Source organism: Vibrio sp. MMH1-50 (genome assembly GCF_022347645.1).
GTDB classification, from domain to species: Bacteria; Pseudomonadota; Gammaproteobacteria; order Enterobacterales; family Vibrionaceae; genus Vibrio; species Vibrio harveyi.
On sequence record NZ_JAKRGG010000002.1, the window covers coordinates 189,916 to 204,154 of the forward strand.

Sequence of the window (14,239 nt, forward strand, 5' to 3'; positions counted from 1 at the left end):
CGTTATTCCTGTTTATCGTTCTTCTTAGCCCACACATGAATATAGCGGCCTAATGAGAGGTATGGCTCTTGTCGACAAAGTTGTTTTTCTAGCGCCAACACATCTTCAAACTCGTAATCGCCCATGTATTGCATATTACCTATGTAATCACTGAATGAACGAATACCAGATTTACCACAAATACTAAAACCAGAATCTTCTATCCATTGATAAACCTCTTCAGGTTTTAGCCCTTTTTGTGGCTGTAGTTTAAATCTTTTTCGGTGAGGCATGCCGTCTAAAACATGAGGAATGTTGCCACAAACCACATTTTTATAGACCAAGCCGTGGTGGTTATAGAACATAACCGAAGCGATGCCCCCCGGTTTGACCTGCTCCAAAAGCGTTTCAAGTGCGGTTTTCGGATCAACCAACCACTCCATAACGGCATGGAACATGACAAGATCCACCTGCGCTTCCATGTGTTCACCAATGGATTGGACAGGCGAATGAATCAGGCGATACTGCTCAAGCAAACCGTTTTTTTCAATATTCTGCTTTGCTAGTTGCAGCATTTCCGAAGATAGATCACACAAAGCGACATGATGTCCGAGCTTAGCAAGCTTTTGCGACATTTGTGCTAAACCACCACCAGCATCAAGGACTTGTAATGCTTGATGGTCGGCGTCTAATTCACTTAGAATCTGTAGAAAATCTTCCCACACAATGATTTGTCGGATCTCCCCTTTATCGGAGCCGTAAATATTTTTTGCAAATTTGTGGGCGATATCGTCGAAATTGCGGTCTTCTGTCACTTCTGCTGAGTTATCATAACGGATTGTGCCGCTATTCTGTCACAAGGAAAGCAGGAATAAAGAGGGTTATCCTCATTTTTATTATCAATTGATGTTTTTTCGGACTATTTATGTATGTTTGAGCTGAAAAAAGTAATGTCAGCCTTGTTAATGCCGCTTCCGGCATTGCTAATCATAGGCTTGTTAGGTCTTGCTCTCATTAGTTTTACCACGAAACGTAAAACTGGCTGCTTTGTTGTTCTATTCTCTTTTGTCGGCATTTTCCTCGTTGCCTTCCAACCTGTTTCAACCAAGCTTCTGATGCCTCTTGAGCGCGAGTACAAAGCGTTTTTACCTGTATCAGGTAGCATTGACTATGTCATGGTGCTTGGTAATGGTCATGTCGTCGATGATGAGATCCCACCAACTTCTCAACTAAGCCGTACAGCGCTAATGCGCCTTACCGAGGGCATCCGTATTTTACGTATGTACCCTGGCGCTAAGTTAATTTTGTCCGGTTACGCAGGTGGATCTGAAATCAGTCATGCGCGCATGATGGCTAACGTGGCACTTTCTCTTGGTGTCGCAAAGTCCGACATCATCCTTCTCGAAGACGCTAAAGACACATGGGAAGAAGCCCGCCAAGCCGCTGCCTTTGTGAAGCAAAAAGACATTGTGCTGGTAACCTCAGCAAGCCATATGAAGCGTGCTTTGTACGAGTTTAATGCTGCAGGTATCAAGCCAATCCCTGCGCCAACTAACTTTATGGCAATTGATGACATTGAACAGCCATGGCAAAAGTACACTCCGAAAGCTCGTTACTTAGAACAAACCGAGTTGTATTGGCATGAGTATTTAGGTGGGTTGTGGCAAAAGTTGCGTGATAACGTAGGTCAAACACCAATGGTTGAAGTAGAACAACCATAAAACACTTAAAAACGATTCAGTGGTCAAATTGCGGAAACAAAAAAGGAGAGCCAATGCTCTCCTTTTTCTTTAGGTATGATTTAATCACCAGCAAACATGTAGCCTTCACCATGAACCGTCACAAAGATTTGTGGGTTCTTAGGATCAAACTCCATCTTAGCGCGCATGCGGCGAATCAGTACGTCAATCGTACGATCATTTGGCGCATCCACTCGGTGGCTGATCATATTCAAAATACGCTCGCGGCTTAGTACCTGATTTGGGTACGAGGACAGTGCAACCAATAACTCATATTCAGCTTTGGTTAGTTTCACTGGCTCACCATTACGGCTTAGAGCTCGACGCTGAATATCAAACGTCCACTCACCGAAGCGTACAATGTGTTCTTCATTAGTGTCGTTCGCTGCTTTTTGAGAACCGCTGCGTGCCGCAGAGATGCGCCATAGCAAGTTCTTCACGCGAACCAATAATTCCCTTAGTTCAAAAGGCTTTGTCACATAATCGTCTGCGCCCATTTCTAGACCAACGATTTTGTCAATGCTATCCGTGCGTCCTGTCACTAATATGATGCCGATATCTGATTGGCTGCGTAATTCACGCGTAAGCATAAGACCATCTTCGCCAGGCAGGTTAATATCCAGCATGATTAGGTCAACATCACCGCCTTGAAGCACTTCGCGCATCTCTGCGCCGCTTTCTGCTTCACTGACTTTGTAACCTTCATTTTGGAAATAGCCCGCGAGCTTACTGCGAGTTACAACATCATCTTCTACGACTAATACGTGATAGCTCATTTACACCACTTTCTGTCTTTTTTATTTTCCAAGACGTATTCTATTCATAACTAGTAACATTTCTAGTCATAGATACATTAAAAAGCAAGATTTTGCGATTTTATTGATTCAAAGCAAGCTTATTTACAGCCATTCACAAATACGCATATTTTCCAATAATGCATAACAATTATAGTTACTGCTATTCATCTTAATTGTTTACACTTAAGGGATAACCATTCAGGAGCAAAAAAATGCAAGAAGTGAAAGCTTTTAACGAGAAACGCGCAGAAATCTATTGGTGGTTTTCTAGCCTGTTCGCAAAAGAACTGACAGAGAAAGAACTAGAAACCTACCACAGTGTTGAAATTCGAAGCTTTTTAGCGGGTCTTGGTGAAAACGAATCACTAAAACCAGCTGTTGATACCCTTGTTGATGCACTCAACCGTTTACAAGACCGTGAAGACGCTCAGTTAGAATTAGCAGCGGACTTCTGTGAACTCTTTCTAAAAACAGAAAAACACGGCGCACTACCTTATGCTTCAATGTACATCGGCGAATCTGGTTTATTAAATGATAAGCCAGCAGAAGAGATGGAAAAACTGATGGCAGACTTTGGCGTGCAAGTGGACGAAAATCTGAAAGAACCAGCGGACCATTTAGCGGTCGAGCTAGATTTTCTAGGCAACATGATTATCCGCTCGAACGAACTAGAGCAAGATAAACATATGGAAGAAGCGTTCGGAAAACAGAACGAGTTCATCCAGCAACACCTTATGACTTGGCTGCCACAGTTTGCTGCTAAATGTAAGCAATTCGACGAATTTGGCTTCTACATTAGCGTTACGCAACTATTAATTGCATTTTGTAAACTGGACAGCACCTACCTTCTTGGTGAATAATTGCCACCTATTTTGGGGAGTCTGTCATTCAGACTCCCTATTTTATTCGTTTGTTTTTAATCTGGCACAGAGAAATACAATCAATTTAGCCGTTAAAATGTGACCTCAGGGGCACAAAACAACTGCCTAGAATATTGCCAGCTTGCTCGCATCAGTCTAAAATGTGAGCGCAAACGATTAAATATGATTTATATGTAAACCGCTGAAATAAAGCGGTTTTTGTGTTTTCTTAACAGGATTGCTGACCAATTCCTCACTTATATAAGAAAGGAATATGAGACTCAGCGATAAATGTTGCTACAAACCTTTTTATACCGATTTCGGAACAACCGCTGCCAAATATCTCAGCAATGCCCCTATTCGCAGTTGCTCGGTTTGCGCAAGACCCTAAGCGTATGGTTGTCTTCACTACGGTATTTACAGTAGCTCGATACAGGACATCATTTATGGCCACTATTAAAGACGTTGCTCGCTTAGCCGGCGTTTCTACCACTACGGTTTCGCACGTAATTAATAAAACTCGCTTTGTTGCTGAAGCAACTCAAGAAAAAGTAATGAAAGCGGTGGATGAACTTAATTACGCACCAAGTGCCGTTGCGCGCAGTTTAAAATGCAACTCAACTCGTACCATCGGTATGTTAGTTACTCAATCTACCAACCTATTCTTCTCTGAAGTAATCGACGGCGTTGAGAGCTACTGTTACCGTCAAGGATACACTCTGATCCTATGTAACACGGGCGGTATTTACGAGAAGCAACGTGACTACATCCGCATGCTAGCTGAGAAACGTGTAGATGGCATTCTAGTAATGTGTTCTGACCTTACGGAAGAGCTAAAAGAGATGCTTGACCGTCATTCAGACATTCCTAAAGTTGTCATGGATTGGGGTCCTGAAAGCTCACAAGCAGACAAGATCATCGATAATTCAGAAGAAGGCGGTTACATCGCAACAAAATACCTGATCGACAATGGTCATACTGATATTGCTTGTCTGAGCGGTCACTTCGAAAAAGCAGCTTGCCAAGAACGTATTGCGGGTTACCGCCGTGCCATGGCTGAAGCAAACCTAGCCGTTAACGAAGACTGGATTCTTGAAGGCAACTTTGAGTGTGACACGGCTGTCTTAGCTGCAGATAACATCAGTGCTATGGACAAACGTCCAACCGCTGTTTTCTGTTTCAATGACACTATGGCTCTTGGCTTGATGAGCCGCCTACAACAAAACGGTATCAAAGTACCAGACGATATTTCTGTTATCGGTTACGACAATATCGAACTTGCTGAGTACTTCTCTCCACCGCTAACGACGATTCACCAACCAAAACGTCGTGTGGGTAAAAATGCATTTGAGATCCTACTTGAGCGCATCAAAGATAAAGAGCATGAGAAGCGTGTTTTCGAAATGCAACCAGAGATCGTTGTGCGTAATACAGTTAAGAAATTGAACTGATCTCTCGCTTGATTTTATAAAGCGCTCCTAGGAGCGCTTTTTTATTGCCTAAAAATAACTTTTTTTGGACATTTCATCAGAAAAATAATTTAAAGAACGAAGATAAGTTGCTGTTTTAACTCAAGGTAGCACATATCCTTGATAGACCTTTTGTATTACAATTATACATTCCAGCATATGAAACTTTACACACCAAATTACCACTATTAACTGAACCAAGATCACACTTCAAAGTTTGAAACGTGATGTTAATTCAATATACGAAGTATCCTCAAAGAGTCACGCACAGGGCAAACCATCCGAAAGGGTGGGACGCAAAGCCTCCGGCCTGAACCATCTTATTAGATGGAAGGTAGCGGGGTTACCGATGGCAAATATGCATTAAGTGAGTTTACCCTTTAATGACATTGTGTCTGCATGCATTTGCTAATCTCTCGGACCTGATTTTTGGTGGCGTAATATTAATTACACCGAGATAACACACCATGGATAAACCGATACTCAAAGACTCAATGAAGCTGTTTGAGGCACTTGGTAATATCAAGTCGCGCTCAATGTTTGGTGGTTTTGGGCTCTTCGCCGATGAAACGATGTTTGCGCTTGTCGTAAACAATCAACTTCATATTCGAGCTGACCAACAAACTTCATCTGACTTCGAGACTCAAGGACTAAAACCGTACGTCTACAAGAAACGTGGTTTCCCAGTCGTTACGAAATACTATGCAATTTCTGATGATCTTTGGGACACAACCGACCGCTTGATTGAAGTTGCCAAGCAATCCCTCGAGACTGCTAAGCAAGAGAAAAAACAACAAGCAAGCACCAAGCCTAATCGATTGAAAGATCTACCTAACCTGCGTCTAGCAACTGAGCGTATGCTCAAGAAAGCGGGCATTGACTCTGTAGAGCAACTTGAAGCAGAAGGCGCGCTAAACGCATACAAAGCAATCCAAGATACGCATGCCTCTACGGTAAGCCTTGAACTGCTCTGGGCGTTAGAAGGTGCAATCAAAGGCACACATTGGAGTGTCGTACCTCAGTCTCGTCGAGAAGAATTGATGAGTGCTCTTTCCTAAAGCATTTATATCAGCATGACATTGAGTAAAAACCGCAGTTTTCAAACTGCGGTTTTTTTTTGAAATTTTTTATTGCCCCATTCTGTCTTATTATCTAAGAAGCCAAACGGAGCTATTGATATGAATAAGAAACTGATTTTAGGACTGATCCTACTCGCGACGATTATCTTTTTAGGCGTGAATTTTGGTCAATACCTAACACTAGAAAACGCGAAGGCGCAACAAGAAGCGTTGAACACTTTTATTAGCGAAAACTTCGTATTCGCTGCTGCCACTTATTTCTTTGCTTACATTGCCATCACTGCGTTTTCGATTCCAGGTGCAGCAGTGGTGACTTTGCTTGGTGCGGCGCTATTTGGTTTCTGGACAAGTTTGCTGCTGGTTTCTTTTGCCAGCACAATCGGTGCAACGATCGCCTTTTTAAGCAGCCGCTACCTATTGAGGGAATGGGTACAGAGTAAGTTTGGAAACAAGCTAGGTGCGATCAACCAGGGTGTAGAAAAAGACGGCGCATTTTACCTATTTTCGCTACGCTTAATCCCTGTTTTTCCATTTTTCCTAATCAACTTGTTAATGGGCCTGACACCAATGACTATTGCTCGATTCTACTTAACAAGCCAAATTGGTATGTTGCCTGGCACTGCGGTTTATCTGAATGCAGGTACACAGCTAGCAACCATTGATAGTCTTTCTGGAATTGTGTCACCAACCGTATTAGCATCGTTTGCTCTACTTGGTTTGTTCCCTATTATCGCTAAATGGGTTATGAATAAGGTTCGCCCTGCACAAGTACAGAATGGAAACGCTTAATGAAAATATACATCGCTAAAAATCCGGCTGAAGCTCATATCGTTTGTGAGCTTCTTAAAACCGAGCAAATAGCCTGCGAAGTGCGAGGTGAAGGCATGTTCGGATTGAAGGGAGAGCTGCCTTTTAGCGATGATACTGACCCGTATGTTTGGCTTTTACATCCGGAGCAACAGTTGAAAGCATCAGCCATCGTCGAAGACTATCGAAAACAAGCAGAACTTATTTACCAAGATTGGCAGTGCCCACAATGTTCGGAGCAAAATGAAGGTCAATTTGGCGCTTGTTGGCAATGCGGATATCAAATAGGGGAGCCTTAATGGCTCCCCTATTCTTTTCAATCATTTTAAGTTTAAGCGGCTAAGCTTTGCTGCTTAATGAACTCGATAGAGTGTTGATTGAAGTCATCAGGTCGTTCTACATTGCACACATGACCACAGTCTGGAATCTCGCGTAGAACACTTTGCTTATGTACCGCAACCATCTCTTTAACTGGCTTGATGAACATGTAATCCCTATCACCCATTAAATACAATGTTGGGATAGGCAGTTCACGATCTTTAAAGTATTTCATCAGAGGATTAACGTCAGCGGCTAAGATGAACCATCGTTTGAATTCTTTCTGGCACAATTTCTTTGCTTCGCGGATAAATAAGTGACGTGATTCTCGTTGGTTTTTTTGCGGCATAACAATGTAGGCAAACAACTTGTACAGCCACATATAAGGCAGAATGTGCTTTCCTAGATTACCTAACTTCACCAGGATTTGTGAGCGAGTATTTAAACGCGTAACAGCGCCACCAAGAACCATAGAGCGTACTCGCTCAGAGGCTAACTCAGCCAAATTACGAACAATAATAGTACCCAAAGACATACCGACAAAGTGCGCAGACTGAATCTTAAGATGATCCAAAACTTTTAGAATATCTTGAGTCACCGCCGTAAAGGTATAGCGACTCGTCATCAATTCTTTAAGCAGTTGGTTAGATTTTCCATGCCCTCGAAGGTCGATCAGCAGTAAGTTAAAGTGCTGCTTATACGCTTTGATCTGCTTAAACCATATCGAAGAACTGCCACCAGCGCCATGCACAAAAACGACCCACTCTTTGCTAGTAGGGTGTATATAGGTTTTATGGAATAAAAGTGGCTGAGTCATGTATCAGTATGAAAAACATTCTTTGTGAACAGGAATGGATAAATGCTACCACACTCCTTATGGGTAAGATAATAAAGGCACCCTATTCGGTGCCTTTCGTTACACTTTTTAAAGATTTTGCGTCAATTTAACGCGGCTCTATACAACTGCAAGTATTCTTCCGCAGCTTTCCGCCAACAAAAGTCTTTCTGCATTGCATGAAGCTGTACACGCCTTACTTCGTTCGGACTCTGTGCGTAAAGCAACAGTGCCCTTAGCATCGTCAATAACAACGCTTGTGGTGTTGGCTCATAGAATACAAAACCTGTGGCTTCTTCAAGATCTGCGTCGTAGTCATTAACACTGTCTTTCAAACCGCCTACACCACGAACAATCGGCAACGTGCCATAAGCCATACTGTAGATCTGATTTAAACCACAAGGTTCAAATTCTGAAGGCATCAGGAAGAAATCTGAGCCAGCCTCAACAAGGTGTGCGAGTTCATTATCGTATGCTTCAACAAAAACCAACTTATTAGCGAACTGTGCTGAGACGTCTCTCAGTTGGGCAGCAAGGATAGGATCGCCAGTCCCCACGACGACAACTTGAACATCATGTTTGAGGAAGTCAGCCAATGCAGGTAGCAAATAATGCACGCCTTTTTGTTGCGTTAAACGGCAAACCATACCAAACATAGCGCAATCAGATACTTCAAGACCCAGCTTTTCTTGTAGGGCTCTCTTACAAGCGTTTTTGCCCCGCACCATGCTTTGTCGGTTCGCTTTGTAGTTCAACGGTAAACTAGAGTCCGTTTCTGGATTCCACGCACTGTAATCACAACCATTTAGAATACCCACTAAATCGTCAGCGCGTTGTTGAAACTCCCACGCCATACCATGACTACCTAGCTCAGTCTTAAGCTCTTCTGCGTAAGTCGGGCTTACTGCATTGATTTTGTCTGCATTCATCACCCCCGCTTTGAGCATGGTGATGTGAGTGGCACTGACGGCAGCATCAGGCACATTTCGACTATGGAACTCTGGAAGGCATTGAACATCGTCGTAACTAAATACCCCTTTGAACACCGCGTTGTGAATTGAAATAACGCTGCGAGTGTTTGCAAAGAAGGCTTCATTGCCGTATCGATGTTTGAGCAAGAATGGGACTAATCCTGTATGCCAGTCATTAGCGTGAACAATGTCCGGCTGGAAGCCAAGCTTAGGTAACATGTCCAAACACGCTGCACTAAAGAATGCAAAGCGTTCACCATTGTCTGTATAAGCTTGGTTGTTTTCGGCGTACATAGAAGGACGATTGAAATACGGCGGACAATCAATTAAGTAAACTGGATTATCCCCAAGCGTTAACTTAAGCACTCGGTATGCCGTATGTGGCCAACTCGTTAACTCTGTTTCTAGAACCGTTTCCGCTTCCGCTTCCGATAGTTGCTCAATGCCAGTATAGGCTGGAATAGAAATTCGTACATCTTGCTGAAGATTTTGAAGGGCTTCCGGCAGTGCCTTGGCTACATCAGCCAAGCCACCACTTTTAATTAGTCCTTCGACTTCAGACGCTACAAACAGAACAGACAAATTGTTAGTAGCCAACACGTGCTCCTTTTGGAATTACAACGATGCCATCATCTGACACATGGTAGTGTTTCTTATCTTCTTGTAGATTTACACCAATTTGCGTACCCGGCGCAATATCTGCGTCTTTATCTACAATCACGCGACGAAGCACACAACCTTCCCCGACTTTCACATCACCGAGCAAAATACACTGGCTGATGTCACACGCCGAAGCAATGTTGCTACGGAAACCTAATACTGATTTTTCAATACGTGAACCACGCACGTAGCTACCGTTACATACCAAGCTATCGATGATCTGAACTCGACCATTAACAGAGTCAGTAAATGTCGCTGGTGGCAATGGTGGGTAATAAGTATGAAGTGGCCATTTGCGGTTGTATAGAGAGAACGGTGCGTCTTTCTCAAGAAGATCCATATGAGCTTGCCAGTACGCATCAATCGTACCTACATCGCGCCAATATACTTCTTCTTTCTCACCCGTGATGCGGTTGGTACTGAAGTCATAAACAAACACATCACCACGCGGGAACATTTTAGGAATAATGTCTTTGCCAAAGTCGTGCGTTGACGCTTCGTTATCAGCATCTTCAATAAGTTCGGCAAACAGTGTCTGAGCTTCGAAGATATAGTTACCCATAGACACGAGTGCGTGCTCTGGATCACCTGGGATAGATTTCGGATTAGCTGGCTTTTCTTCAAAGCCAATCATGCGACCTTCGTTGTCTACTTCGATAACACCAAATTGAGACGCTTCAGATAGCGGCATTCTTAGCGCTGAAACCGTTAGCGAAGCCTCTTTCTCTTGGTGGAAAGCCAACATCTGTTTAATGTCCATTTTATAGATATGATCGGAACCAAAGATACATACTTGATCAGGTTCTGCCAACTCCATAAAACGCAGGTTTTGGTAGATAGCATCTGCCGTTCCTTCATACCAACGCTTGCCTGTACGCATCTGCGCAGGAATTGGGTCGATAAAGCGGTCGGTGATGCCATTGATGTTCCACCCTTTCTTCAAGTGGTGGAATAGAGATTGAGATTTGAATTGAGTAAGGACGTAAATGCGCATTAAATCCGCATTCACAAAGTTATTCAGAGCGAAATCAATAAGTCGGTAACTTCCGCCGAAAGGGACCGAAGGTTTACTGCGGGATTCCGTTAAAGGTCTCAAGCGAGAGCCTTCACCGCCAGCAAGAATCATTCCCAAAACACCAGCCATTCGTTGTTCTCCATATAGTTATAGCTTGGAACTGGTACTCGCTTGATATGAGCAGAACTCGGGGAGTCAAGCGAATACGTTAATACGTCCATACTGATGAGTTTCTATGAACCCTCACAATACGAACTGAAAAAGCTATTGCACATCCTCGTACGCACACGCCTTAGTTATTCTTTATTTTCGGCGCTAAATAACAGCATACAGTTGCATTATCTGTCTAATAAGTTATCGAACTGGAACTAAATTACAATTTAAAATATGCCATTCCGTGTAGTGTACAGATGTTGCTTACTCAATACGGTATCTTGATCACACAATGGGACGCAAACGATTACATTGTGAAAACAATTTACAAACCGATTAACTACACAAGTGCAGTTTTGCGACAGGATACGATGAAACTATGACCGTTGGATGAAAACAAGAATGGTGAAAAATGGAAGAAAAATGATTGGTGAAATGAATGAATTATAAAATAGCAGGTAAAAAATAAGGCAGCGTATGAGCTGCCTTATCGATTCAATCTCTAGGATTATGCTTTCGCTTTTTTGCGCTTGTCCGTGATTTCCCACTTACCATCGATAAACAATGCCGTCCAACCACTTGGTTTGCCATTGTCTTCAGTGCGCACGTAGTTCTCTTTGCTCTTGCGGCTAAAGCGAACAACAGCAGGGCGACCATCAGGGTCCGCAGTTGGCGCGGTAGTCAGATACTTAAACTTCTCAGGAAGACGTTCTTCGAAGCGAGCAAGTTCAGAAACTAATGGTGCACGAGTCTCACGTGATTTAGGGAAGTTACTCGCAGCCATAAACAGACCAGAAGCACCATCACGTAAAACAAAGTACGCATCTGAGTTTTCACATGGAAGTTCAGGGAAATGAACTGGATCTTCTTTCGGCGGTGCTACTTCACCGTTCTTAAGGATCTTACGAGTGTTCTTACACGTTTCACTTGTACAATCCATGTATTTACCGAAGCGACCGTTCTTAAGCACCATGTCAGAACCACACTTGTCACACTCAACAACTGGACCATCATAGCCTTTCACTTTGAATTCGCCATGCTCGACGATGTAGCCTTCACAGTTCGGGTTGTTACCACAAACGTGCATCTTGCGTTTATCATCGATCAAGTATGCGTCCATCGCCGTTTCACAGATAGGACAACGCTTCTTAGCACGCAGAGCTGCTGTTTCCACATCTTCTTCTAGAACGTTGATGATACCGTCTTCGTCACCCAAGTTGATGGTTGTCTTGCAACGCTCCTTAGGTGGCAATGCGTAACCAGAACAGCCTAGGAATACGCCTGTTGACGCGGTACGAATACCCATAGGACGGCTACAAGTCGGACACTCGATATCTGTCATCACAATGTGATTCAACTTCATGCCGCCTTCGTTCTCGTCTTGCTCCGCTTTCTCTAGATCGCCAGTGAAGTCTGTGAAGAAGTTATCTAGAACATCTTTCCACATCACATCGCCTTCAGCGATTTGGTCAAGCTTCTGCTCCATACGCGCAGTGAAGTCGTAGTTCATTAGATCGTTGAAACTGTCATCCAGACGGTCAGTAACAATCTCGCCCATCTTCTCTGCGTAGAAACGACGCTGTTCTACTTTTACGTAGCCGCGATCTTGGATCGTAGAGATGATTGAAGCGTATGTAGAAGGACGACCAATGCCGCGCTTCTCAAGTTCTTTTACCAGCGCCGCTTCTGTGAAACGTGCTGGTGGCTTGGTAAAGTGCTGTTTAGGATCTAGTGATTCAAGATCCAGCTTATCGCCCAGTTGAACAGCAGGAAGAATCGTATCTTCGTTTTTACCCATTGGGCGTTGAACGCGAGTCCAACCATCAAACTTAAGAATACGACCTTTCGCTTTTAGCGTGTACTCAGCCGCTTTCACACTGATGGTGGTTGAATCGTATTCTGCAGGCGTCATTTGACACGCAACGAATTGATTCCAAATCAGCGCGTACAGCTTATGTGCGTCCGCATCAACACCTTGTAGGTCTTCAGCTTTCACAGCAACATCGGAAGGACGAATTGCTTCGTGCGCTTCTTGTGCGCCTTCTTTGCTACCGTATGTTAGCGGTTTAGCTGGAAGGTATTTGTCACCGAACTCAGAACCGATGAAACCGCGAACTGCATCTACTGCTTCCGCGCTCAAGTTGGTTGAGTCGGTACGCATATAGGTGATGTAACCCGCTTCGTATAGACGCTGCGCCAGCATCATTGTCTTCTTAACGCCGTAGCCTAAACGAGTACTCGCTGCTTGCTGAAGTGTAGACGTAATGTATGGTGCAGACGGCTTACTTTTCGTTGGGCGGTCTTCACGCTTACATACTTCGTAGCTTGCGTTTTCCAGTACCGACATCGCCGCCTTGGTTTCAGCCTCGTTAACTGGCTTAAACGCAACGCCATCTTTCTGCGCAACAAGCAGTTTGAACGCCGTCTTATCTTTTGTGTGCGTATTTGCGTTGATATCCCAGAATTCTTCTGGAATGAAAGCGTTGATTTCACGCTCACGCTCAACCAGTAGTTTAACCGCTACTGATTGTACACGACCAGCAGACAGACCACGCGCCACTTTCTTCCATAGCAATGGAGAAACCATGAAACCTACTACACGGTCCATGAATCGACGTGCTTGTTGTGCGTTAACACCATCCATGTTTAGCTCACCAGGCGTTTGGAAAGCTTGCTGGATTGCATTCTTCGTGATCTCGTTAAACACTACGCGTTTGTATCGCTCTTCATCGCCACCGATGATCTCACGAAGGTGCCATGCGATTGCTTCCCCCTCGCGGTCTAAATCGGTTGCGAGATAAACGTAATCAGCATCTTTGGCTAATTTTTGCAGTTCGCTAACGACTTTTTCTTTGCCTGGAAGGATTTGGTAATTCGCATCCCAGTCATGATATGGGTTAATCCCCATTTTTTTGATTAGAGCTTTACGGTCTTTTTCTTTTTTGACACGCGCTTTTTCTTCCGGGCTCATTCCTTTAGTAGAAATGGCTGCGGCTTTTTTCTCACCAGTGCTTTGACCGGCCGTAGGCAGATCACGCACGTGACCAACACTAGACTTAACAATAAAGTCTTTACCAAGGTATTTATTTATCGTCTTAGCCTTGGCTGGTGACTCCACTATAACGAGCGATTTACCCATAACTGACTCTAACGTCCTTCATAATAATGCGGGTAACTAGCCCAAAGGAAGCTACCCGCATAATGTTCTATTTCATTGCTTCTTTTTTTACTATTGTGCGAGATGAAAAGAAGATCAACTGCTTTTTTGAAATTCAGATCCGATTGGTTGACAATTCATCGCCTTTGTACTTTGACGAGGCAGGGTACTGCAAAAGGTCTTGAGCGGCATATACTAAGCAGGCAAAGTTTCCTCTCGCTAGTCGAATTCGATAAATTTTGTCTCTCATCACAAAATAATTTGTCTTACGCGATCAGAACGTAAGCTTAAGTTATGCCAGTGAAATATCGGCTATTTGCAGATGAGAATCGCTTCGCTACTCCCTCTATATTAACGTGTGACGTTCGTAAAACACGCAATCACTGTTTTTAGTATGCAA

Annotated in this window: 12 protein-coding genes and 1 riboswitch; of the genes, 6 read left to right on the plus strand and 6 right to left on the minus strand. The window is 43.6% G+C overall.

What is annotated here, in order from left to right; translation table 11 throughout:
* Nucleotides 1-2: 2 nt before the first annotated feature.
* Nucleotides 3-794: a tRNA uridine 5-oxyacetic acid(34) methyltransferase CmoM gene (gene cmoM, locus MHO32_RS02915; protein WP_239210629.1), complete on the minus strand. Its 792-nt coding sequence runs from the start codon at nt 792-794 to the stop codon at nt 3-5.
* A gap of 114 nt (nt 795-908) precedes the next feature.
* Between cmoM and elyC the strand changes: the two genes are divergently transcribed.
* Nucleotides 909-1,700, plus strand: coding sequence for an envelope biogenesis factor ElyC (gene elyC, locus MHO32_RS02920; RefSeq protein ID WP_005450349.1), 792 nt, complete (start codon nt 909-911; stop codon nt 1,698-1,700).
* A gap of 80 nt (nt 1,701-1,780) precedes the next feature.
* Here the strand turns inward: elyC and torR are convergent, their stop codons facing one another.
* Entirely contained in the window at nt 1,781-2,494 is a 714-nt protein-coding gene (torR, locus tag MHO32_RS02925) for a two-component system response regulator TorR (protein ID WP_005450350.1), read from the minus strand.
* A gap of 233 nt (nt 2,495-2,727) precedes the next feature.
* Between torR and torD the strand changes: the two genes are divergently transcribed.
* The 5 genes from torD (at nt 2,728) to MHO32_RS02950 (ending at nt 7,029) form a co-directional block, all read left to right on the plus strand.
* Complete coding sequence (gene torD, locus MHO32_RS02930) at nt 2,728-3,375, plus strand: molecular chaperone TorD (RefSeq protein ID WP_005450351.1); 648 nt, start codon at nt 2,728-2,730, stop codon at nt 3,373-3,375.
* Nucleotides 3,376-3,821: 446 nt separating this feature from the next.
* Nucleotides 3,822-4,826, plus strand: a complete 1,005-nt coding sequence (gene purR, locus MHO32_RS02935) for an HTH-type transcriptional repressor PurR (protein WP_005450353.1) — start codon at nt 3,822-3,824, stop codon at nt 4,824-4,826.
* A gap of 279 nt (nt 4,827-5,105) precedes the next feature.
* A riboswitch (cyclic di-GMP riboswitch) is annotated at nt 5,106-5,195 on the plus strand.
* Between the two features lie 116 nt (nt 5,196-5,311).
* Nucleotides 5,312-5,902, plus strand: a complete 591-nt coding sequence (locus MHO32_RS02940) for a TfoX/Sxy family DNA transformation protein (RefSeq protein WP_005450356.1) — start codon at nt 5,312-5,314, stop codon at nt 5,900-5,902.
* Between the two features lie 120 nt (nt 5,903-6,022).
* Entirely contained in the window at nt 6,023-6,712 is a 690-nt protein-coding gene (locus MHO32_RS02945) for a TVP38/TMEM64 family protein (protein ID WP_005450359.1), read from the plus strand.
* Nucleotides 6,712-7,029: a putative signal transducing protein gene (locus MHO32_RS02950; RefSeq protein WP_005450364.1), complete on the plus strand. Its 318-nt coding sequence runs from the start codon at nt 6,712-6,714 to the stop codon at nt 7,027-7,029. The genes MHO32_RS02945 and MHO32_RS02950 overlap by 1 nt, the downstream gene beginning before the upstream one ends.
* A 32-nt stretch (nt 7,030-7,061) precedes the next feature.
* Here MHO32_RS02950 and MHO32_RS02955 read toward each other — a convergent pair whose 3' ends face one another.
* The 4 genes from MHO32_RS02955 to topA form a co-directional block, all read right to left on the minus strand.
* Entirely contained in the window at nt 7,062-7,865 is an 804-nt protein-coding gene (locus MHO32_RS02955) for an alpha/beta fold hydrolase (protein ID WP_005450365.1), read from the minus strand.
* A 122-nt stretch (nt 7,866-7,987) separates the two neighbouring features.
* On the minus strand, nt 7,988-9,451 hold the full coding sequence (gene glgA, locus MHO32_RS02960) for a glycogen synthase GlgA (RefSeq protein WP_239210630.1): 1,464 nt from the start codon (nt 9,449-9,451) through the stop codon (nt 7,988-7,990).
* On the minus strand, nt 9,441-10,658 hold the full coding sequence (gene glgC, locus MHO32_RS02965) for a glucose-1-phosphate adenylyltransferase (RefSeq protein ID WP_005450367.1): 1,218 nt from the start codon (nt 10,656-10,658) through the stop codon (nt 9,441-9,443). The genes glgA and glgC overlap by 11 nt, the downstream gene beginning before the upstream one ends.
* Nucleotides 10,659-11,190: 532 nt before the next feature.
* Nucleotides 11,191-13,821 (minus strand): type I DNA topoisomerase, encoded by a 2,631-nt coding sequence (topA, locus tag MHO32_RS02970; protein WP_029789004.1) that lies wholly within the window; start codon nt 13,819-13,821, stop codon nt 11,191-11,193.
* Nucleotides 13,822-14,239: the final 418 nt, after the last annotated feature.